Annotated in this window: 19 protein-coding genes; 13 read left to right on the forward strand and 6 right to left on the reverse strand. The window is 60.4% G+C overall.

Annotated elements, in window-relative coordinates:
- Positions 1–73 precede the first annotated feature (73 nt).
- Positions 74–1,675: a gamma-glutamyltransferase family protein gene (locus Q9R34_RS10245; protein ID WP_485893427.1), complete on the forward strand. Its 1,602-nt coding sequence runs from the start codon at positions 74–76 to the stop codon at positions 1,673–1,675.
- 37 nt (positions 1,676–1,712) lie between these two features.
- On the opposite strand, the gene metF is transcribed toward Q9R34_RS10245, so the two are convergent.
- The 3 genes from metF to metB all read right to left on the reverse strand — a co-directional run bounded on the left by metF (position 1,713) and on the right by metB (position 6,420).
- Entirely contained in the window at positions 1,713–2,609 is an 897-nt protein-coding gene (gene metF, locus Q9R34_RS10250; RefSeq protein ID WP_485893429.1) for a methylenetetrahydrofolate reductase, read from the reverse strand.
- A gap of 212 nt (positions 2,610–2,821) precedes the next feature.
- Positions 2,822–5,257 carry a bifunctional aspartate kinase/homoserine dehydrogenase II gene (locus Q9R34_RS10255; protein ID WP_485893431.1) on the reverse strand — a complete coding sequence of 812 codons (2,436 nt, stop codon included), beginning with the start codon at positions 5,255–5,257 and terminating at the stop codon, positions 2,822–2,824.
- Between the two features lie 2 nt (positions 5,258–5,259).
- Entirely contained in the window at positions 5,260–6,420 is a 1,161-nt protein-coding gene (metB, locus tag Q9R34_RS10260) for a cystathionine gamma-synthase (RefSeq protein WP_434126395.1), read from the reverse strand.
- A 265-nt stretch (positions 6,421–6,685) separates the two neighbouring features.
- Between metB and metJ the strand changes: the two genes are divergently transcribed.
- Entirely contained in the window at positions 6,686–7,003 is a 318-nt protein-coding gene (metJ, locus tag Q9R34_RS10265) for a met regulon transcriptional regulator MetJ (protein ID WP_033754441.1), read from the forward strand.
- Between the two features lie 328 nt (positions 7,004–7,331).
- Here metJ and rpmE read toward each other — a convergent pair whose 3' ends face one another.
- Entirely contained in the window at positions 7,332–7,547 is a 216-nt protein-coding gene (gene rpmE, locus Q9R34_RS10270) for a 50S ribosomal protein L31 (RefSeq protein ID WP_033754439.1), read from the reverse strand.
- A 232-nt stretch (positions 7,548–7,779) separates the two neighbouring features.
- On the opposite strand from rpmE, the gene priA reads away from it, so the two are divergent.
- From priA to rraA, 6 genes are all read left to right on the forward strand, one after another.
- Positions 7,780–9,975 (forward strand): primosomal protein N', encoded by a 2,196-nt coding sequence (gene priA, locus Q9R34_RS10275; RefSeq protein ID WP_485893433.1) that lies wholly within the window; start codon positions 7,780–7,782, stop codon positions 9,973–9,975.
- Positions 9,976–10,120: 145 nt separating this feature from the next.
- Positions 10,121–11,155, forward strand: coding sequence for a DNA-binding transcriptional regulator CytR (gene cytR / locus Q9R34_RS10280; RefSeq protein WP_485893435.1), 1,035 nt, complete (start codon positions 10,121–10,123; stop codon positions 11,153–11,155).
- 153 nt (positions 11,156–11,308) lie between these two features.
- The gene (gene ftsN, locus Q9R34_RS10285; protein WP_485893437.1) at positions 11,309–12,241 is read left to right on the forward strand and encodes a cell division protein FtsN; all 933 of its coding nucleotides are present in this window, start codon (positions 11,309–11,311) and stop codon (positions 12,239–12,241) included.
- Positions 12,242–12,331: 90 nt separating this feature from the next.
- Positions 12,332–12,862 carry an ATP-dependent protease subunit HslV gene (gene hslV, locus Q9R34_RS10290; RefSeq protein WP_071997483.1) on the forward strand — a complete coding sequence of 177 codons (531 nt, stop codon included), beginning with the start codon at positions 12,332–12,334 and terminating at the stop codon, positions 12,860–12,862.
- 9 nt (positions 12,863–12,871) lie between these two features.
- Entirely contained in the window at positions 12,872–14,203 is a 1,332-nt protein-coding gene (gene hslU / locus Q9R34_RS10295) for an ATP-dependent protease ATPase subunit HslU (RefSeq protein WP_033754427.1), read from the forward strand.
- A 160-nt stretch (positions 14,204–14,363) separates the two neighbouring features.
- The gene (gene rraA / locus Q9R34_RS10300) at positions 14,364–14,849 is read left to right on the forward strand and encodes a ribonuclease E activity regulator RraA (protein WP_485893440.1); all 486 of its coding nucleotides are present in this window, start codon (positions 14,364–14,366) and stop codon (positions 14,847–14,849) included.
- Positions 14,850–14,904: 55 nt separating this feature from the next.
- Here the strand turns inward: rraA and zapB are convergent, their stop codons facing one another.
- Positions 14,905–15,144: a cell division protein ZapB gene (gene zapB / locus Q9R34_RS10305; protein WP_434126400.1), complete on the reverse strand. Its 240-nt coding sequence runs from the start codon at positions 15,142–15,144 to the stop codon at positions 14,905–14,907.
- A gap of 419 nt (positions 15,145–15,563) precedes the next feature.
- On the opposite strand from zapB, the gene Q9R34_RS10310 reads away from it, so the two are divergent.
- The 3 genes from Q9R34_RS10310 (at position 15,564) to glpX (ending at position 19,090) form a co-directional block, all read left to right on the forward strand.
- Positions 15,564–16,412, forward strand: coding sequence for an MIP/aquaporin family protein (locus tag Q9R34_RS10310; RefSeq protein WP_434126402.1), 849 nt, complete (start codon positions 15,564–15,566; stop codon positions 16,410–16,412).
- Positions 16,413–16,439: 27 nt separating this feature from the next.
- On the forward strand, positions 16,440–17,957 hold the full coding sequence (gene glpK / locus Q9R34_RS10315; RefSeq protein ID WP_434126404.1) for a glycerol kinase GlpK: 1,518 nt from the start codon (positions 16,440–16,442) through the stop codon (positions 17,955–17,957).
- A 122-nt stretch (positions 17,958–18,079) separates the two neighbouring features.
- Positions 18,080–19,090, forward strand: coding sequence for a class II fructose-bisphosphatase (glpX, locus tag Q9R34_RS10320; protein WP_485893444.1), 1,011 nt, complete (start codon positions 18,080–18,082; stop codon positions 19,088–19,090).
- Here the strand turns inward: glpX and emrD are convergent.
- Positions 19,080–20,270: a multidrug efflux MFS transporter EmrD gene (emrD, locus tag Q9R34_RS10325; protein ID WP_485893446.1), complete on the reverse strand. Its 1,191-nt coding sequence runs from the start codon at positions 20,268–20,270 to the stop codon at positions 19,080–19,082. The genes glpX and emrD overlap by 11 nt on opposite strands.
- 289 nt (positions 20,271–20,559) lie before the next feature.
- Here emrD and fpr point away from each other — a divergent pair, with 289 nt between their 5' ends.
- Together fpr and Q9R34_RS10335 are read left to right on the forward strand one after the other, a co-directional pair.
- Positions 20,560–21,306, forward strand: coding sequence for a ferredoxin--NADP(+) reductase (gene fpr, locus Q9R34_RS10330; RefSeq protein WP_434126406.1), 747 nt, complete (start codon positions 20,560–20,562; stop codon positions 21,304–21,306).
- 117 nt (positions 21,307–21,423) lie between these two features.
- A complete protein-coding gene (locus Q9R34_RS10335; protein ID WP_485893448.1) occupies positions 21,424–22,050 on the forward strand; it encodes a DUF1454 family protein in 627 nt (208 codons plus the stop codon).
- Positions 22,051–22,054: the final 4 nt, after the last annotated feature.

Here is a 22,054-nt window from a genome sequence, read left to right on the forward strand (position 1 = left end):
CTGCGACAGGATAGACACTGCACCACCTCGGCGCATCGTTATGGCGCAGCTGCACTCTGCTAAGGAACGGGAAATGCAATCTGAGTTCGATTTTCACGCCAGCTACGCGTCCCATCGCGTGCCGGTGATGGGCCGCAACGCGGTGGCCACGTCTCAACCGCTGGCGTCGCAGGCGGGTCTGCGTATGCTGCTGCAGGGCGGCAATGCGGTGGATGCGGCCATCGCCACCGCCATGGCGCTGACGGTGCTTGAGCCGACCGGCAACGGCATCGGCAGCGACGCCTTCGCTATGGTGTGGGACGGTAGCCAGCTACATGGGCTGAACGCATCCGGCCGTGCGCCGGCAGCCTGGCATCCAGGACGCTTCATCGGCCGCAGCCGCATGCCGGAAATTGGCTGGGAAGCGGTGACGGTGCCAGGGGCGGTATCGGCCTGGGTAACGCTGGCACAACGCTTCGGCACCCTGCCGCTGACCACGCTGGCGCAGCCTGCCATCGACTATGCGCGCAACGGTTTTCCGGTCTCGCCGCTGATCGCCGAACTCTGGCAGCGCGGCTTCGACAAGCTCCAGCATCAGCCGGGCTTTCGCGCGTGCTTTGCGCCCGATGGCAGGCCGCCGCGCGCTGGCGAACTGTTTCGCAATCCAGCACAGGCCGACACGCTGCAAGAGATCGCGGAGAGCAACGGAGAGAGTTTTTACCGCGGCGAGCTGGCGCAAAAGATGGTCGCCTTCGCCCGCCAGCATAATGCCGCGCTGACGCTGGAGGATCTTGACCGACATCGCGCCAACTGGGTCAGCGTGCTGTCGCAGCCGTTTGCCGGCGGATCGGTACAGGAGTTGCCGCCCAACGGCCAGGGGATCGCCACGCTGATTGCGCTGGGCATTCTCGAGCAGCTCGACATCGGCCGCTACGCGCCCGACTCCGTTCCCTGGCTGCACCTCTCAATTGAGGCGATGAAGCTGGCGCTGGTGGATCTGGCACGTTATGTCAGCGATGAGGATCACCTTGAGTTTCCGGCGCAGCGGCTGCTGAGCGAGCGCTATCTGCGCCAGCGCGCGGCGCTCATCGATCCTCAACGCGCGGGCAACTTCGTCTTCGGCGCGCCGCAGCAGAGCGGCACCGTTTACCTCAGCGCCGCCGATGCCAGCGGCATGATGGTTTCTTTTATTCAGTCGAACTTTATGGGCTTTGGCTCCGGCGTGGTGGTGCCTGGGACTGGCATCAGTTTGCAGAACCGCGGCGCGGGCTTCTCGCTCGATCCCGCCCATCCCAACGTGGTGGCGGGCGGCAAGCGCCCTTTCCATACCATTATCCCGGCTTTCGCGCTCGACGCGCAGGGCGCACCGCTTATGTCATTTGGCGTCATGGGCGGGCCGATGCAGGCGCAGGGCCACCTGCAGTTGGCGCTGCGCATTATGCTGCACAAACAGAATCCACAGGCGGCAATCGACGCGCCGCGCTGGCGCGTGGAGCAGGGGCCTCAGGTAGTGTTTGAATCCTCGCTTGAGCGCAATACGCTGGCGGCGCTGCGTCGGCTGGGGCATCAGGTGACGCTGGAGGATCCGCTGCAGGGCTATAACTTCGGCGGCGCGCAGGCGATCGTTCGCGACCCGCAGGGGTTCTATATCGCGGCAACAGAGAGCAGAAAGGATGGTCAGGCGGTAGTCTTCTAACGACACATGGGGCAGCAGCGCTGCCCCGTCACGCGACTCAGGCGGCCAGAACCGGCCGTACCCCCAGCGTATGGCAAATGGCGTAGCTCATTTCTGCACGGTTCAGCGTATAGAAGTGGAAATCCTTCACCCCTTCGCGCGACAGAATTTTCACCATATCCATGGCGATATTGGCGCCGACCATTTTGCGCGTCTCCGGGTCGTCGTCCAGTCCCTCGAACATCGCATTCATCCAGCCCGGCACGCGCACGTTGGTCATGGTGGCGAAGCGCGTCAGCTGTTTAAAGTTCGATACCGGCAGAATGCCCGGCACAATCTCGACGTCGATGCCGGTGGCGACGCAGCGATCGCGAAAGCGCAGGTAGCTCTCGACATCGAAAAAGAACTGGGTGATCGCCCGGCTGGCACCCGCATCAATTTTACGCTTCAGGTTGATGAGATCCGCCTGCGCGCTTTTCGCTTCGGGATGCACTTCCGGGTAGGCAGCCACGGAGATATCAAAATCCCCGACCTCTTTCAGCAGCGACACCAGATCGCAGGCGTACATATCGGGTTTGCCGCTGTTCGCTGGCAGATCGCCGCGCAGCGCTACAATGTGGCGAATGCCGTTGTTCCAGTAATCTTCCGCAATCACGCGCAGCTCGTCGCGCGTGGCGTCAATGCAGGTGAGGTGCGGTGCAGCTTCGAGGCCGGTGCGATCTTTAATGCCTTTAATAATGCTGTGGGTGCGATCGCGCTCGCCAGAGTTAGCGCCATAGGTCACAGAGACGAATTTCGGCTTCAGGCTGCTGAGACGATCGATTGAGTGCCACAGGGTCTCTTCCATTTCGCTGGTGCGAGGCGGAAAAAACTCGAATGAGACATTAATTTGCCCGTTCAGCTCCGCCAGGCTCTGATTCAGCGCTTCTCGCTGGTTGGCATGAAAGAAACTCATCCTGCTTACCTCATCAAAAACGTCAGGTTAATTTGCGGCCTCTGAACATCCATACGTTTAGACGTCCAGATGCACAAAATGAACCAATCTCAGGCAGGCGTCAACTGAAAAGTGATAAAGCGGCGTGACAAATTTTCAAACAGAGTGAGGGAACGTCATGCGGAGAAAAAAGCAGCGTTGCGCGCCTGCCGCCGGGACAGGCGCGCCAACGGTTACAGCAGTTGTGCAAGCCGATGAATATCTGACTGAATAGCGCCAGCGGTAACGTCGCGCCCCGCGCCAGGGCCGCGGATCACCAGCGGATTGTCGCGATACCAGCGGCTTTCAATCGCGAAGACGTTATCGCACGGCAGCAATGACGCCAGAGGATGCTCCGGACGCACCGCTTCGACGCCAACGCGCGCTTTGCCGCTGGCGTCGAAGCGCGCCACGTAGCGCAGCACCAGCCCCATCTCCTGCGCCGCTTCCAGCCGCTGTAGCATCTGCTCGTTAAGCGCGTCGCCATGTTCGAAGAAATCGTCGATCGAGCCCGCCTCACAGCCGGTCGGCACCAGCGACTCGACGCGCACCTGGTCAGGCTCGATGTTGTATCCCGCTTCGCGTGCGAGGATCACCAGCTTGCGCTTCACATCCTGACCCGACAGATCGACGCGCGGATCCGGTTCGGTCAGGCCCTGCTGCCACGCCTGGTCTACCAGCTCGGTAAAAGGCACCGTGCCGTCAAACTGCAGGAACAGCCAGGAGAGCGTGCCGGAGAAGATGCCGCTGATGGCCAAAATAGTGTCGCCGCTGTCGCGCAGATCGCGCACCGTATAGTTAATCGGCAAACCGGCACCGACCGTGGCGTTATAGAGCCAGTGTCGTCCGGTCTTGGTAAAGGCGTCGCGGATCTGCCGCCATGTCTGGCTGTCGGATGCCCCGGCAACCTTATTCGCGCTAATAACGTGGAAGCCGTGGCTGGCGAAATCGAGATACTGCTGCGCCAGCGGCGTGCTGGCGGTAACGTCAAGCACCACCAGATCGTCGAACGGATGCGCGCGCATCCACAGGAACAGCGACTCTTCGTCGCGCTCCTCGGCCTCGTCATCAAAGAAGGCGAGCGCCCGGCTGGCGTCAAGCCCTTCATAGCTCAGCAGGCTGCGCCGACTGTCCGCCACGCCCGCCAGCACATATTCAAAGCCGGTGCGCGCCGACAGCGCTTCCTGCTCGCGCGCGAACAGCTCCAGCCAGCGCGAGCCGATATTGCCTTTGCCGAACAGCATCAGGCCAATGCGCTTTTCGGCGCGAAACAGCGACTGATGCAGCCCCTGCACCAGCGACTGCGTCGGGCCGACGCGCAGCACCGCCACCAGGCTGATGTGATCTTCCGACTGCCAGACGAATTCGACCGGCTGGTCCTGAATCTCCTGCCAGAAACGGTGGCTGTGCAGCGGGTTGCGCGTAACGCCCGCGCCGACCAGCGCCACCAGCGCCAGCCCTTCGCGCAGCTGCAGATGAGCAGGCAGGCCCGCATCCTGCAGCAGCTTAAACACGCTGTTGACCACTTCGGCGGTATAGCAGAGCTGCAGCAGCTGGCGATCCGGATGTACGCCGGTCGCCAGCGGGCGCAGCTGCGCCCGGTTGAGGTGAAGCTCGACCTCTTTATGCAGCGCCGCGAAATCGTGCCGATCCGGCACCTGAACCTCAATCAGGCAGACATCGTCATGGCTGGTGACGATGCGTGCGCCTGTACCGGACGCCAGCACGCGCTCGATGCGCGTTGAGCCCTGCTCCGGCTGATAGCTGCAGCGCAGTTGCAGATCGATATCGCTGCCGGAAACCGGCTGCAGCGTGCGCGTATGCAGCACCGGCGCGGCGAGGCGCGCCAGCTCGCTGGCTTCGTCGAGGCGCAGCAGCGGCAGCAGACAGGCGTCGGAGACTTTGCGCGGATCGGCGCTGTAGACGCCCGCGACGTCGCTCCAGATAGTGACGCGGCCGACGCCTGCCAGCGCGCCGATCTGCGTGGCGGAGTAGTCGGAGCCGTTGCGCCCCAGCAGCACGGTTTCGCCCGCGTCGTTGCGGCTAATAAAGCCAGTTACCACGATACGCTGGTGCGGATGCTGCGCCAGCAGCGTTTGCAGCAGCGGCCAGGATTTGCCTTCATCGACCTGCGGCTGCGCGGCGCGCTCCGCCCGCAGGAAGTCACGCGCGTCGAGCCAGCAGGCGTCAATCTCGCGCTGGCTCAGCACCGCCGCCATCAGCCGCGCCGACCACACTTCGCCGTGGCCGACCACTTCGGCGTAGACCGCGTCGCTGATGGCGCCGTCGAGCAGCGCGGCGAGCTTTTCCAGATCGCGAATAAAACTCGCTATCAGCGGCTCGGCATATTCAGCCGGCAGCAGTCCGGCGATCAGTTCACTGTGATAACGCCGTAAAGCCTGTTGCACCTGATGCGCGGCCAGGCGATCGCTCTGGCTGAGCTTTAGCCAGCTAATTAACTGGTTGGTCGTCGAGCCTGCCGCCGATACCACCATGAGATCGCCCGGCTGGCTGTAATCCGCCATGATGCTGGCGACGCGCTGGTAACAGCGCGCATCCGCCAGGCTGCTGCCGCCAAATTTATGCAACTGCTTACTATTCGGCGTTGCCGCGCCGGCTGAAATCGTCATTTTTAACCCTCGGATGCCGTCCGGAACGCATTGTCCAGATCGGCAATTAAATCTTCATGATCCTCAATGCCCACCGAGACGCGCAGCAGCGTCTCGGAAATGCCCGCCGCCGCGCGCGCTTCCGCCGACATGCCGGCGTGCGTCATGGTTGCCGTGTGGGAAATCAGGCTTTCTACGCCGCCGAGCGATTCCGCCAGCGTAAACAGCTGCAGCGCCTTGAGAAAACGGCGCAGCAAGGCTTCGTCGCCGTCCAGCTCGAAACTCAGCATCGCGCCAAAACCGCGCTGTTGACGCGCCGCGTATTCGTGCCCGGCGTTTTCCGGCAGCGAAGGATGATACAGCTTTTTCACCAGCGGCTGCTGTTGCAGATAGCTCACAATCGCCAGCGCGTTACGCTGCGCCGCCGCCATACGCGGCGCCAGCGTGCGCAGGCCGCGCAGAAGCAGGTAGCTGTCGAAAGCGGCGCCGGTGACGCCGATATTATTCGCCCACCATGCCAGCTCAGTCACCTGCGCAGGATCTTTGGCAATCACCGCGCCCGCCACCACGTCAGAGTGGCCATTGAGATATTTGGTGCAGGAGTGGATCACCAGGTCTGCACCCAGCGCCAGCGGATTTTGCAGCGCCGGGCTAAGGAAGGTATTGTCAACCACGCTGACGGCACCAGCGCCGCGCGCCGCCGCGCAGATGGCGGCGATATCCACCACGCGCAGCAGCGGATTGCTCGGGCTTTCCACCAGCACCAGCTTCGGTTTTTCCGCCAGCGCCGCATCCAGCGCCGCGCGATCGCCTTGATCGACGAACTTCACGCGGTAAGCGCCGCGCTTCGCCATGCTGTCGAACAGGCGATAGCTGCCGCCATAGCAGTCGTGCGGGGCAACAAGCAGATCGCCCGGCTTCAGGAACACCGTCGTCACCAGATGGATCGCCGACATGCCGGTATTCGTCAGCACCGCGCCCGCCCCGCCCTCCAGCTCCGCCAGCGCGCGCTGCACCACGTCGCGCGTCGGGTTGCCGCGGCGCGAATAGTCGTGCGCGCGCGGTTCGTTAAAATCGAGGAAGTTATAGGTGCTGGAGAGGTGAATCGGCGGGACAACGCAGCCATATTGCTCGTCATCATTCAAACCGCTGCGGACTGCGATGGTTGCCTGTTTACGCGTCATGGTGCTTTTTGTTCCTGAAGAGAGTAATAAAGAGGCATCAGGATAACACCCCATAATTAGACGTCAATACATCTGGACATCTAAATGTCTTTGCGTATAGATTGAGCAGAATGCTATAACCCGCTAAAATCACGCCTCATTGCCTGCATTTTGCGTCTGCTTTCGCGGCCAGGATGAAGAAACCCCGCAGTTCAAGAGGTCAGGCACGGTAAAATCGGGCATAATCCACGGATTTCCCACTTTCAACTTTTGATTAAGGTAACCCATGGCTGAATGGAACGGCGAATATATCAGCCCCTACGCTGAACACGGTAAGAAGAGTGAGCAGGTCAAAAAGATCACTGTTTCTATTCCGCTGAGCGTGCTGAAAATTTTAACGGATGAGCGCACTCGTCGTCAGGTGAACAACCTGCGTCATGCCACAAACAGCGAGTTGCTGTGTGAAGCCTTTCTGCATGCCTTCACCGGCCAGCCGCTGCCGGACGATGTCGATCTGCGTAAAGAACGCAGCGATGAGATTCCGGAAGAAGCAAAAAAAATCATGCGCGAAAAAGGCGTCGACCCCGACACCTGGGAATATTGATAGCTGTGCCTGCCGCTGGCAGCAGATTATCGTTTGAGACTCTGCTGCCATAGTTTTCTTCTGCTGATGCTTAGACCTGGCCTTTTTAATACTTCTCTCTGGTACTGACCCGGCACGATTCGCCAATGTTGAATGGCCAGAAAGATAAAAAACGATCAAACAGTTTGGGCAAGTCTGCTGCCAGATAAAGCCAGTGTGTCAGCGTGCGCTGCGCGTGCAGGTAGTTAGCGGGTATTATGCAAAGAAGAGAGTCAGAGAGGTTGTGCGGAGAGGGTATAGCAGAGCGGAATGACCCTGCGCCAGGCGCGAATCATTCCGCTCAGAAAACTTATTTTTTAGCGCCCGGTACGCTGAAACGCTTGTTGAAGCGGTCAACGCGGCCACCGGTGGCAACTTCACGCTGCTTACCAGTATAGAACGGGTGACATTTACCGCAGACGTCCAGGTTCATGTCGTGAGCCATAGTAGAGCGAGTGTGAATCACGTTACCGCAGGTGCAGGTGATGGTCACAGCTTCGTATTTCGGGTGAATACCTTGTTTCATGGGAGAACCTCATAAAAGGCCGTGTCGCTCTCCGTGCCAGGCTAAAACCTGCACAGCACCACACGCGGTTGAACATTAATGTTTAGGCTCTGGCGAGACCTTTCTCACCAAAGGCGGCATACTATACAGAAAATAACCGCTTTTGGCAAATCTTCTGCAAGATACCCGCTGGTCGCGCCAGCGTGTACACTAGGCGTCCCGCTATGAATCGTTGAACCGGAAAGAGATCGCCATGCCCGTCGTTCAGGTTGCCCTGCCCGTTCCGCTCCCCCGTCTGTTTGACTATCTGCCGCCGCACGGCGCGCAGCCGGTACTGGGCGGGCGCGTCAGCGTGCCGTTCGGCAACCGGAAAATGGTCGGCGTCGTGGTGAGTTTTCGCGACCAGAGCGATCTGCCGGAGGCGCAGCTCAAGCGCGTCGCCGACGTGCTGGACAACGAGTCACTCTATCCCTCTTCGCTATGGCGACTGCTCAACTGGGCGGCGGGCTACTACCACTCGCCCGTGGGCGAGGTGCTGAGCCACGCGCTGCCGGTGCTGCTGCGCCAGGGCAAACCGGCGCAGGACGCGCCGCTGTGGCAATGGATTATCACCGAACAGGGCCAGGCGACCGCGCCAGAGAGCCTGAAGCGCGCGCCGAAACAGCAGCAGGCGCTGGCGGCGTTGCGTCATCAGCCGCTCTATCGCCATCAGGTCGCCGAGCAGGATCTTACCGAAACCGCCTTTCAGGCGCTGCGCGCGAAAGGTTTGTGCGACCTGCGCGAACACCAGCCGCAGCGGCTGGACTGGCGCACGCGCTACGCCGTCAAAGGCGAGCGCCTGCGGCTCAATACCGATCAGGCGATGGCGGTCGGCGCTATTCGCAGCGAAGATGAGCACTACGCTGCCTGGCTGCTGGCTGGCATCACCGGCTCCGGCAAGACCGAAGTCTATCTTAGCGTGCTGGAAAATGTGCTGGCGCGCGGCAAGCAGGCGCTGGTGCTGGTGCCGGAGATCGGCCTGACGCCGCAGACCATCGCCCGCTTCCGCGAGCGCTTCGACGCGCCGGTTGACGTGCTGCACTCTGCGCTCAACGACAGCGAGCGACTGGCCGTCTGGCTGCGCGCGCGCCAGGGCGAAAACGCCATTATCATTGGCACGCGGTCGGCGCTGTTTACGCCGCTGGCGCGTCCGGGCGTGATTATTATCGACGAAGAGCACGACAGCTCTTATAAACAGCAGGAAGGCTGGCGCTATCAGGCGCGCGACCTGGCGGTATTCCGCGCGCGCGAAGAGAATATCCCGATCGTGATGGGCTCGGCGACGCCCGCGCTGGAGACGCTGCACAACGTGCGCAGCGGCAAATATCGCCAGCTCGACCTGACGAAGCGCGCCGGGAATGCGAAGCCAGCCCTGCAGCAGCTGGTGGACCTCAAAGGCCAGCAGCTTATCGGCGGGCTGGCACCCGCGCTGATCGGCAAAATGCGCCAGCATCTTCAGGCGGATAATCAGGTGCTGCTGTTTCTCAACCGCCGCGGCTATTCGCCCGCGCTGCTCTGCCATGACTGCGGCTGGATTGCGGAGTGTCAGCGCTGCGAACGTTACTATACCCTGCACCAGCAGCAGCGCCAGCTGCGCTGCCACCACTGCGACAGCCAGCGACCGCTGCCCAATCAGTGCCCGCAGTGCGGCTCAACGCATCTGCTGCCGGTCGGCGTCGGCACGGAGCAGCTGGAGCAGCAGCTCGGCACCCTCTTCCCCGGCGTGCCGATATCGCGCATCGACCGCGACACCACCAGCCGCAAAGGCGCGCTAGAGCAGCATCTGGCCGACGTCCATCGCGGCGGCGTGCGCATTCTGGTCGGCACGCAGATGCTGGCGAAAGGCCACCACTTCCCGGACGTCACGCTGGTGTCGCTGCTGGACGTCGACGGCGCGCTTTTTTCCGCCGACTTCCGCGCCGCCGAGCGCTTCGCACAGCTTTACACGCAGGTGGCAGGCCGCGCTGGCCGCGCCGGCAAACAGGGCGAAGTGCTGTTGCAGACCCACCATCCGGAACATCCGCTGCTGCAGACGCTGCTGCACCAGGGCTATTTCGCTTTCGCTCAGCAGACGCTGCTGGAGCGCCAGTCGGTTATGCTGCCGCCCTGGACCAGCCACGCGCTGTTTCGCGCCGAGGATCACGACAACCAGCAGGCCGCCGAATTCCTACAGCAGCTGCGCAATCTGCTCGACGCCAGCCCGCTGAAGGATAGCGCTATGTGGCTTATGGGCCCGGTGCCGGCGCTGCAGCCAAAGCGCGGCGGACGCTGGCGCTGGCAGCTGCTAGTGCAGCACGCCTCGCGTAAGCGGCTGCAGCAGCTGCTTGACGGCTCGCTGCCGCTGATCGCGACCCTGCCCGCCGCGCGCAAAGTCAAATGGACGCTTGATATCGACCCCACCGAAAGCTGAGCCTGCGAGCCAGATCGAAAAAAGTCGCACAAGTCACAATTTTTATGCAAATTAAGTAACAACCCGGCCGCGCAATCGTTAACAATGTGCGCGGCGTGGCTTTTTTCAGCCACAACTATCCTTTGAATGCGTCAGGAGTAGAGTGTTGGAGCAGAACCCTCAAGCGCCCGCCACTATGAAAGATGTGGCTGAAAAGGCCGGCGTTTCGACCGCCACCGTCTCACGCGCGCTGATGAATCCTGAAAAAGTGTCGGCGGCGACGCGGCAAAAAGTTGAACAGGCGGTGATCGCCGTCGGCTATGCGTCCCACGGCCTGACGCGCAACGCCCGCCGCGGCGACACCCAGACCATCCTGGTGATTGTTCCCGATATCTGCGATCCCTTCTTTAGCGAAATTATACGCGGCGTCGAAGTGACGGCGGCGCAGGAAGGCTATCTGGTGCTGATTGGCGACTGCGCCCACCAGAATCAGCAGGAGAAGACGTTTCTCGATCTGCTGCTGACGCGCCAGATTGACGGTATGGTGCTCCTCGGCTCGCAGATCCCGTTCGACCCTGTTCACGAGGAGCAGCGCAATCTGCCGCCGATGGTGATGGCGAACGAGTTCGCCCCGGAGATGGCGCTGCCTACCGTGCATATCGACAACCTGACGGCCGCTTTCGAGGCGGTCAACCATCTGCTGCAGCTGGGCCATCGCCAGATCGCCTGCATCGCCGGGCCGGAAGCGATGCCGCTGTGCCAGTACCGCACCCAGGGCTATATTCAGGCGCTACGCCGCAGCAATCTTACCGTCGATCCCACCTATATCGTGCGCGGCGACTTTAGCTTCGAAGCGGGCGCGCAGGCGTTGAAACAGCTGATGGCGCTGCCGCAGCCGCCGCGCGCGCTCTTCTGTCACAGCGATATGCTGGCGCTCGGCGCGATGAATCAGGCTAAACGCCTCGGCCTGCGCATACCGCAGGATCTCTCCATTGTCGGCTTCGATGACATCGAGCTCTCACGCTACTGCGAGCCGCCGCTCACTACCGTGACACAGCCGCGCTATCAGATTGGGCGCGAAGCGATGCTTCTTCTGCTGGATGAGCTGCAGGGCAAGCGCGTGAATAATGGCTCGCGTCTGCTGGACGCCGAACTCACCGTGCGCGGCAGCACGGCACCAGAGAAGAAGCGCGAGAAATAGCCCCTCTTTTAGGGTATTTTCAGTAGATTCTTAAGGCGAACACTGCTGGTCAAAGTTCTAACCCTTAAGTAACATGGCGGACTCCTTGCCGGGCGGTCTTTTCAGGCGTTTTCGCCCCGTTGGCACGATTTTTTGAAGGGTATCAGAACGAGAGTGGCACAGAGAGATTACGTAGGCCGCGGGCGTTCAACAGGGACGCGTCGCAAAAAAAGCAGCACCAGCCGTGGAAAGAAAAGCAAAGGCGGTTCAGGTGTTTCCAAACTGATGATAGGGCTGGCCGTCGCGGTGCTGGTAACCTTTGCCGGTGGTTTATGGTTCCTCGCGCATCATAAAAAAGAAGATGTGCCGGTGATCCCGGATCATAAAGCCAACGGCAACGGCCTGCCGCCGAAGCCTGAAGAGCGCTGGAAATATATTAAAGAGCTGGAGAACCGTCAGGTCACGGTGCCGACGCCGACCGAACCGTCGGCGGGGGGCGAGGTACAGTCGCACACCCAGCTTACCGATGAACAGCGCCAGCTGCTTGAACAGATGCAGGCGGATATGCGTCAGTCGCCAACGCAGCTGAATGAAGTGCCGTGGAACGAACAGACGCCGGCGCAGCGTCAGCAGACCCTGCAGCGCCAGCAGCAGCTTCAGATGCAGTCGCGTCAGCAGCAGGCAACGCAAAGTGCGCCAGCGCGTCAGCAGACTACGCAGCCGAGCCAGCCTGCGCGTCAGACGCAAACCACGCATCAGCAGCAGCCGAGCACGCGTCCTGCGCCGCAGCCGCGCCAGACTCAGACGCCGCAGCCCGCGCCCGTTACGCGCGAACCTGCGCAGGAGACGGCGAAGAAAACGGCGGAAAAACCAGCCTCTTCGCAGCGCTGGATGGTGCAGTGCGGCTCGTTCAAAGGCGCCGACCAGGCGGAATCGGTGCGCGCCGGTCTGGCGTTCGAAGGTTTCGAAAGCCGCACTACCACCGGCGGCGGCTGGAATCGCGTGGTGATAGGTCCATTTAAGGATCGCAGCGCCGCCGACAGCACCCTGAAGCGGCTGCGCGGCAACGGCCATTCAAACTGTATTCCGCTCGCCGTCGGGGGTTGAAACCCGCCAAAGCCGCCCCATATCTGGTTGCATGATGCGCCGCGCCTTGCCGCGCGGCGCTTTTTTTCTACTGCAACAAGGGGTCTGCCCGTGACAACAATAGTAAGCGTACGACGCAACGGACGAGTCGTTATCGGCGGTGATGGCCAGGCAACACTCGGCAATACCGTGATGAAAGGCAACGTAAAAAAAGTGCGTCGTCTTTACAACGATAAGGTAATTGCCGGTTTCGCTGGCGGTACTGCAGATGCCTTCACGCTCTTTGAACTCTTCGAACGTAAACTGGAAATGCATCAGGGCCACCTGGTGAAAGCCGCCGTTGAGCTGGCGAAAGACTGGCGCACCGACCGTATGCTGCGCCGTCTTGAAGCGCTGCTGGCGGTCGCCGATGAAAATGCCTCGCTGATCATTAGCGGCAACGGCGACGTTATCCAGCCTGAAAACGATCTTATCGCCATTGGTTCCGGTGGCCCCTTCGCTCAGGCGGCGGCGCGTGCGCTGCTGGAGAATACCGAGCTGGGCGCGCATGACATCGTCGCGAAATCCTTAGATATCGCAGGCGACATCTGCATCTACACCAACCACAATGTCAACTTCGAAGAACTGCCGTCCAGGGCGTAAGGATTAAAGATGTCTGAGATGACTCCCCGCGAAATCGTCAGCGAACTGAATCGCTTTATCATTGGCCAGGACGGCGCAAAGAAAGCTGTCGCCATTGCGCTGCGTAACCGCTGGCGTCGTATGCAGCTCGACGAAGAGCTGCGCCACGAGGTGACGCCGAAAAACATTCTGATGATCGGCCCGACCGGCGTCGGTAAAACCGAAATCGCCCGTCGCCTGGCGAAACTCGCCAACGCGCCGTTTATTAAGGTGGAAGCGACCAAATTCACCGAGGTGGGCTACGTCGGTAAAGAAGTCGACTCCATTATTCGCGACCTGACCGACGCCGCCGTAAAAATGGTGCGCAGCCAGGCGATCGAAAAGAACAAATACCGTGCCGAAGAGATGGCGGAAGAGCGCATCCTCGACGTGCTGATCCCGCCCGCCAAAAACAACTGGGGTCAGCCGGAGCAGAGCAGCGAGCCTTCCGCCGCGCGTCAGTCGTTCCGCAAGAAGCTGCGCGAAGGCCAGCTGGACGATAAAGAGATTGAGATTGATCTGGCGGCCGCGCCGGCTGGCGTCGAAATCATGGCGCCTCCAGGCATGGAAGAGATGACCAACCAGCTTCAGTCGATGTTTCAGAATCTGGGCGGCCAGAAGCAGAAGCCGCGCAAGCTGAAAATCAAAGACGCGATGAAGCTGCTGATTGAAGAAGAAGCGGCCAAGCTGGTCAATCCGGAAGAGCTGAAGCAGGATGCGATCGAAGCGGTAGAGCAGCACGGCATCGTGTTTATCGACGAGATCGATAAAATCTGTAAGCGCGGCCAGTCGTCCGGACCGGACGTGTCGCGCGAAGGCGTACAGCGCGATCTGCTGCCGCTGGTAGAAGGCTGCACCGTGTCAACCAAGCACGGCATGGTGAAAACCGATCACATTCTGTTTATCGCCTCAGGCGCGTTCCAGGTCGCCAGCCCGTCGGATCTGATCCCGGAACTGCAGGGCCGTCTGCCGATCCGTGTCGAGCTGCAGGCGCTGACCGTGAACGATTTCGAGCGCATTCTCACCGAGCCGAACGCCTCTGTGACCGTACAGTATAAAGCGCTGATGGGCACCGAAGGGGTTAACGTCGAGTTCACCGAGGACGGTATTCGCCGCATCGCTGAAGCGGCATGGCAGGTTAATGAAACCACCGAGAATATCGGCGCGCGTCGCCTGCATACCGTGCTGGAGCGTCTGATGGAAGATATCTCCTATGACGCCAGCGATCGCCACGGCGATTCCGTCACCATTGACGCGGAGTATGTCAGCAAGCATCTGGATGAGCTGGTGGCGGACGAAGATCTCAGCCGCTTTATCCTGTAATTCCGTTTTTCTATGCGCTTGCGCAAAGCCCGGCCACTGAGCCGGGCTTTTTTTTATGCATGCTGCTGATGCAGAAACTTTTTTTTCCGCTGATGATTTTGCCAACAATCCGCAACTGGCGGTATACTTACCGCTCCTGTGGCAAACAGATGAACCCATCATGAAATACGATACCTCTGAACTCTGCGACATCTACCATGAAGAAGTGAACGTTGTTGAACCGCTTTTTTCAAACTTCGGTGGCCGCACCTCATTTGGTGGTCTGATAACCACAGTGAAATGTTTCGAAGACAACGGCCTGCTCTACGATCTGCTGGAAGAGAACGGACGGGGCCGCGTGCTGGTGATTGACGGCGGCGGTTCGGTGCGTCGCGCGCTGGTGGATGCGCAGCTGGCGCGTCTGGCGGTGGAAAGCGAATGGGAAGGCTTAGTGGTTTACGGCTCTGTACGTCAGGTCGATGACCTGGAGGAGCTGGAGATCGGCATTCAGGCGATTGCCGCGGTGCCGGCGGGCGCGGCGGGCGAAGGCATTGGCGAGAGCGATGTGCGCGTGAACTTCGGCGGCGTCACCTTCTTTTCCGGCGACCATCTCTACGCCGACAATACCGGCATTATTCTCTCTGAAGATCCGCTCGATATCGAATAACGCCGAAAACGAAAACGGGAGCGACGCGCTCCCGTTTTTCATTTTTATGAGGCGCTTACACCTCTTCCATTTTTCCCAGCAGCGCACGCAGACGATCCTGCCACAGATGCTGCTCTTCCTTTAGCTGCTGGTTTTCGCGCACCAGCGAGTCATGATTGCCCGCCGCCTGCTGCGCTTCGTTTTTCAGCACGTTGTTCTGCTCTTTCAGCTCTTCGATTTCCATCTGCAGCAGGGTGATGGTATCAATCGCCTGCTGTACTTTCGCTTCCAGTTTCTCGAATACTTCAAATGACATCTTTCTGACCTCTCCTAAATTCTCGCAGGGCGTTGATGATGCCAGCCTTAGCGCATGACGCCCTGTATCAGCCAGGCCAGCAACAATGTTTCCGATTGTATGTAGCCTGATAGCGCAAGTCCAGCGACGCGGGCACTGCGGGCGCAGTCTGTAACACTTTTCGGCTTATACCTGGCCACTCGCCGCTGCGCGCGGTCGCCGCGAAAAACGCGGCGGCTAAAAAGTGGAAATGAGGTTCTATGAAAGCAAAAAGGCGCGAAAACGCGCATTTTTTTGACTCAGCACACAGATTTAGATTTCGCTATTTCTCGTTTATGCTCGTTAACGATAAATTTACACCAGCCCTACAAGAGAGCTGGGTGACTCATGGATTGAGAACAAAAACTGATAAAATTTAACCTCGCTTCAGGAATACCATTATGAGTCAGACATCGAACACACTGAAAGGGCAGTGCATCGCCGAATTCATCGGTACCGGCTTGATCATCTTCTTTGGCGCAGGCTGCGTGGCCGCGCTGAAAGTGGCCGGCGCCGCCTTCGGGCAATGGGAAATCTGTATTATCTGGGGACTCGCCGTCTCCATGGCCGTTTACCTTACCGCTGGCGTATCTGGCGCCCATCTTAACCCTGCTGTCACGGTGGCGCTCTGTCTGTTCGCCAACTTTGAAGGCCGTAAGGTGGTGCCCTATATTCTGGCGCAGGTGGCTGGCGCATTCTGCGCTGCCGCGCTGGTTTACGGCCTTTATTACAATCTGTTTTTCGATTACGAACAAAGCCACCAGATGGTGCGCGGCACGGTGCAAAGCCTGGATCTGGCCGGCGTCTTCTCAACCTACCCTAACCCGCATATCAGCGTAGGACAGGCGTTCCTGGTTGAAATGGTGATCACGGCGGTACTGATGGCGGTGATTATGGCGCTGACTGACGATGGCAACGGCGTACCGCGTGGTCCGCTGGCACCGCTGTTGATCGGCCTGCTGGTTGCCGTTATCGGCGGCGCGATGGGCCCGCTGACCGGCTTCGCCCTGAACCCGGCGCGTGATTTCGGACCCAAGCTGTTCGCCTTCTTTGCGGGTTGGGGTAACGTGGCCTTTACGGGCGGTAAAGATATCCCCTACTTCCTGGTACCGATCTTTGGCCCGTTAGTGGGAGCCTGTCTGGGTGCCTTCGGCTATCGCGCGCTGATTGGCCGCCACCTGCCTGGCGCCGTACTGGCCAGCAGCAAAACAGAAAAACCGGTCGCACGCGCTGAGCAGCGTAAAGCGTAAGTTTCACCTTTTCATCGGGAATGCATTATGACGACTACCACTGATAAAAAATATATTGTTGCGCTCGACCAGGGCACCACCAGCTCACGCGCCGTCGTGCTGGATCACGATGCCAACATCGTTGCGGTATCGCAGCGCGAATTTACCCAGATCTACCCGAAAGCGGGCTGGGTTGAACATGACCCGATGGACATCTGGGCATCGCAAAGCTCGACGCTGGTTGAAGTGCTGGCGCACGCCGACATCCGTTCCGACGAGATCGCCGCGATCGGCATCACCAACCAGCGCGAAACCGCCATCGTCTGGGACAAAGAGAGCGGCAAGCCGATCTATAACGCCATCGTCTGGCAGGATCCGCGCACCGCGGACTACTGCAACAAGCTGAAGAAAGAGGGGCTGGAAGAGTATATCCAGCACACGACCGGCCTGGTGATTAACCCCTACTTCTCCGGTACCAAGGTGAAGTGGATCCTCGACCATGTAGAAGGCGCGCGCGAACGCGCGAAGCGCGGCGAGCTGCTGTTCGGCACCGTCGATACGTGGCTGGTGTGGAAAATGACCCAGGGACGCGTGCATATTACCGATCACACCAACGCCTCGCGCACCATGATGTATAACATCCACAAGCTGGAGTGGGATCAGCGTATGCTGGAGATCCTTGATATTCCGCGCGAAATGCTGCCGGAAGTGAAAGGCTCTTCAGAGGTGTACGGTCAGACCAACATCGGCGGTAAAGGCGGCACGCGTATTCCTATCGCCGGTATTGCAGGCGACCAGCAGGCGGCACTTTACGGTCAGCTCTGCGTTCAGCCGGGCATGGCGAAAAACACCTACGGCACCGGCTGCTTTATGCTGATGAACACCGGCACCGAAGCGGTGACCTCTTCGCACGGCCTGTTAACCACCATCGCCTGCGGCCCGCGCGGCGAAGTGAACTACGCGCTGGAAGGTGCGGTGTTTATCGGCGGCGCCTCAATTCAGTGGCTGCGTGATGAGATGAAGCTCATCAGCGACTCGACCGACTCAGAGTACTTTGCGCTTAAGGTGAAGGATACCAACGGCGTTTATATGGTTCCGGCCTTTACCGGCCTGGGCGCGCCCTACTGGGATCCCTATGCGCGCGGCGCCATTTTCGGCCTGACGCGCGGCGCTAACGCCAACCATATTATTCGCGCCACGCTGGAGTCTATCGCCTACCAGACGCGCGACGTGCTGGAAGCGATGCAGAACGACGCCGACACCCGCCTGCAGTCGCTGCGCGTGGACGGCGGCGCGGTGGCGAACAACTTCCTGATGCAGTTCCAGTCGGACATTCTCGGCACGCGCGTTGAGCGTCCGGAAGTACGTGAAGTCACCGCGCTGGGCGCCGCCTATCTGGCAGGTCTGGCAGTGGGCTTCTGGGGCGACCTGGAAGAGGTACGCGCCAAAGCGGTTATCGAGCGCGAATTCCGTCCGAGCATCGAAACCACCGAGCGCAACGTTCGCTACGCCGGCTGGAAAAAAGCGGTGGCGCGCGCGCAGGCGTGGGAAGACCACGACGAGTAACAGGCACGTGTGCCAGCAACGCTGGCACACCTCTCAACCTTCCAGGCCCGCGACGCTGTCGCGGGCTTTTTTTTGCCCTTCCCCGCTATGCTACACTGCTCTTTTTTCAGCAGGTGCAGGCTATGAAACGAGAACTCGCCATAGAATTTTCCCGCGTGACCGAAGCGGCGGCGTTAGCCGGCTATCGCTGGCTGGGACGCGGCGACAAAAACGGCGCCGACGGCGCTGCCGTTCACGCGATGCGACACGTCCTGAACACTATCGATATTGACGGTCAGATTGTGATCGGCGAAGGCGAAATCGACGAAGCGCCGATGCTCTATATCGGCGAAAGCGTCGGCAGCGGGCGAGGCGACGCGGTCGATATCGCGGTGGATCCGATCGAGGGCACGCGCATGACCGCGATGGGCCAGGCCAACGCGCTGGCGGTGCTGGCGGTCGGCGACAAAGGCAGCTTTCTGCACGCGCCAGATATGTATATGGAGAAGCTGATAGTCGGCCCGGCAGCGCGCGGCCATATCGATCTCAATCTGCCGCTGGAAACCAACCTGCGAAATATCGCCGCGGCGCTGGGTAAGCCGCTGGCGCAGCTAACGGTCTCTATTCTGGCGAAACCGCGCCACGACGCGGTTATCGCGCAGCTACAACAGCTTGGCGTGCGCGTCTTCGCCTTCCCGGACGGTGACGTAGCGGCCTCTATCCTGACCTGCATGCCTGACAGCGAGGTCGACGTGCTCTACGGCATCGGCGGCGCGCCAGAGGGCGTGGTATCGGCCGCGGTGATCCGCGCGCTGGATGGCGATATGCAGGGCCGTCTGCTGCCGCGTCATGAGGTAAAGGGCGAGAGCGAAGAGAATCGCCGCATTGGCGAGCAGGAGCTGGCGCGCTGCGACGAGATGGGCATTAAAGCGGGTGAGGTATTGCCGCTGGCGCGAATGGCGCGCAACGACAACGTTATTTTCGCCGCCACCGGCATTACCAGCGGCGACCTGCTGAAAGGCATTACGCGTCAGGGCAATATCGCCACCAGCGAAACCCTGCTGATCCGCGGCAAATCACGCACGATTCGCCGCATCCAGTCGATCCACTATCTGGACCGCAAAGACGCGGCGCTGCATCCCTTTATCCTGTAACCGTGCCGCTCTGGCCTTCTGGCTGTCGCGACAGCGGCAGCCAGCAGAGCAGCATCACCAGCGCGGTAGCGAACATCAGCATGCCCAGGCTGAACTGATCGCGCTGCGGCAGCAGCGCAGACGCCCAGGCGACCACGCCCGACCCCAGGTTTTGCAATCCCCCAATCAGCGCGCCGGCGCTGCCAGCCAGCCAGGCATAGGGCTCCATCGCACCTGACGTCGCCAGCGGGAACAGCATACCCGCGCCGAAGAAGAAGAGCGCGGCGGGCACCAGCAGCGTCCAGATATTCATTATGCCGAACCACGCCGGGATCCACATCAGCGCGCCCGCCAGCAGACAGCTGTTGACGCCGGTCCACATCAGGCTATGCCAGGCGCGCGCCTCACGTCCGGCAAACCAGGCGCCGAAAAAGGCGGCGGGGATGGGCAGAATAAACAGGATGCTGACGGTAAAGGCATCCAGTCCCAGCACGCCGCCCAGCAGCACCCCGCAGCTCGCTTCGAAGACCGCAATGCCCGCCAGCGCGCCGATCAGCAGCACAATAAAGCGTACAAAGCTGGCGTCGCGCAGCAGACGCTGATAGCGGCGGAAAAAAGGGGTGACTTCGCCGCCCTGCGGACGCGTCTCCGGCAGCCAGCGCATCATCGCGCCGGTCACCGCGACGCAGAGCAGCAGCAGGAAAGCGAAACAGGCGTGCCAGCCGAACAGCTTCGTCAACAACGCGCCGATAACCGGTGCCAGCAGCGGACTAACCAGCAGCCCCATATTCAGCAGGCTGTTAGCCTGGCGCAGCGCGACACCCGCATAGAGGTCGCGCGGCATCGTACGCGCCATCACGCCCGCCACGCCGGTGCCCAGCCCCTGAATGGCGCTGCCCAGCACCAGCACGTTCAGCGACGGCGCGAGCATCGCCGTCACGGCGCCGATCATAAAGATCGTCATGCCGGCGAGGATCACCGGACGGCGACCGATGCTGTCGGAGAGCGGGCCGTAGATCAGCTGCGATCCGCCATAGGTCATCAGATAGGCCGCCATCACGCGCTGCAGCGTGCCGTCGTGCACGTTGAGCGCATCCGCCATTTCGGCCATCGCCGGGACATAGATCGTCTGCGCCATCTGCCCAACCGCCAGCATTAAAATCAACATCAGCAACAGCGGTCGATTTTCCATCTTCTTCATCGACATCTCAGTCTGGGAAATAAAGTTAATTCAGCAGCAAAATGCGCTGCACCGGGTTAATGGCGGGAAAAATATCAGGATTACGTGACAAATCGAGAGAGGAACGTAAAGAGGCTGGCGTAAAGGCGTCAAGTTTTCGCACCACCTTGTCAACCGCGGGCAACGGCGTGTTGAGACGTGCGGTGCATTTGTCGATTAGAGCCAAAAATCTGGCGCGCGGGTGGAAAAAGCGCCGTGCAGCCGCGATGATAACACTGTGCCTGAAAAATCAACGACCAGGAGAGTAACGATGGCTGAATGGGTCAATGCGCAAGTAAAGGAAGTGAAGAACTGGACGGACGCGCTGTTCAGTCTGCGGGTGCATGCGCCGATCGATGCGTTCACCGCCGGTCAGTTCGCCAAGCTGGCACTGGAGATAGACGGCGAACGCGTGCAGCGCGCGTACTCCTATGTAAACGCGCCCAGCGATCCTCTACTGGAGTTCTATCTGGTCACGGTGCCGGAGGGCAAGCTGAGCCCGCGTCTGCAGGCGCTCAGGCCGGGCGACACCGTGATGATCACCAAAGAGGCTGCCGGCTTTTTTGTGCTGGATGAGATCCCGCCGTGCAAAACGCTATGGATGCTGGCGACCGGCACGGCGATTGGCCCTTACCTTTCCATTCTGCAACAGGGTGAAGGACTGGATCGCTTCGATGATATCGTGCTGGTGCACGCGGTGCGCTACGCCGCCGATCTCAGCTATCTGCCGCTGATGCAGTCACTGCAGCAGATCTACAACGGCAAGCTGCGCATTCAGACGGTAGTGAGTCGCGAAAATGCAGCGGGATCTCTCACCGGCCGCGTGCCAGCGCTGATCGAAAGCGGCGAGCTGGAGCGCGCGGTGGGCCTGCCGATAGAGGCGGAATCGGGCCATATTATGCTGTGTGGTAACCCGCAGATGGTGCGTGATACCCAGCAGATGCTGAAAGAGACGCGCGATATGCGCAAGCATCTGAAGCGTAAACCTGGCCACATCACCAGCGAGCACTACTGGTAAACCGTGCGGTGATAAGGTAATTCTTATCGACGGACAAATTTTGCCCGTCGCGCTTTTGACTTTCGCAGGTAAAACCCGTTTTAATCTGGCGCAAAGTTTACTGGTCGAGCCTACGAAATGAAGAATTTGCCCGGCGCGCTGCTGCTCAGCCTTGCGCTAACGGCCCCGGCATTTGCCGCCGATCCCACGCTGCGCGCGCGCAGCGAATCCTTACCTGCCGCCCCCTACGTGCTGGCGGGTGCGCCGACCTTTGATATGACCATCGGCCAGTTCCGTGAAAGGTATAACGCTGCCAACGCCGAGCTGCCGCTGCTGGAGTATCGCGCCATCGACAGTCGAAACGACAGCAGCCGCCTGACGCGCGCGGCGAGCAAAATCAGCGAAACGCTCTACGCCTCCACCGCGCTGGAGCAGGGAACCGGGAAAGTGAAGACGCTGCAGCTTACCTGGCTGCCAGTGCCAGGACCGGAGCAAAAAGCGTCGCAGGAGAAAGCGCTCGCCTACATGACGGCGCTGCTGCGCTTTTTTGTGCCGGGTCTCTCGCCGGACGAGGCGCGGCAGAAGCTGAACGCGCTGCTGAGCGAAGGCAAAGGCGCGCGCTATTTTTCCCGCACTGAAGGCGCGCTGCGTTTCGTGGTGGCGGACAACGGCGACAAGGGGCTCACCTTCGCCGTCGAGCCCATAAAACTGGCGCTGCCGCCTGCCGATCAGGGCGGCAAAAATGACGAAAAGCAAAGCCATTGACCTG

Origin of the sequence: Enterobacter sp. BRE11 (genome assembly GCF_031844285.1) — a bacterium.
Classification (GTDB): domain Bacteria; phylum Pseudomonadota; class Gammaproteobacteria; order Enterobacterales; family Enterobacteriaceae; genus Pantoea.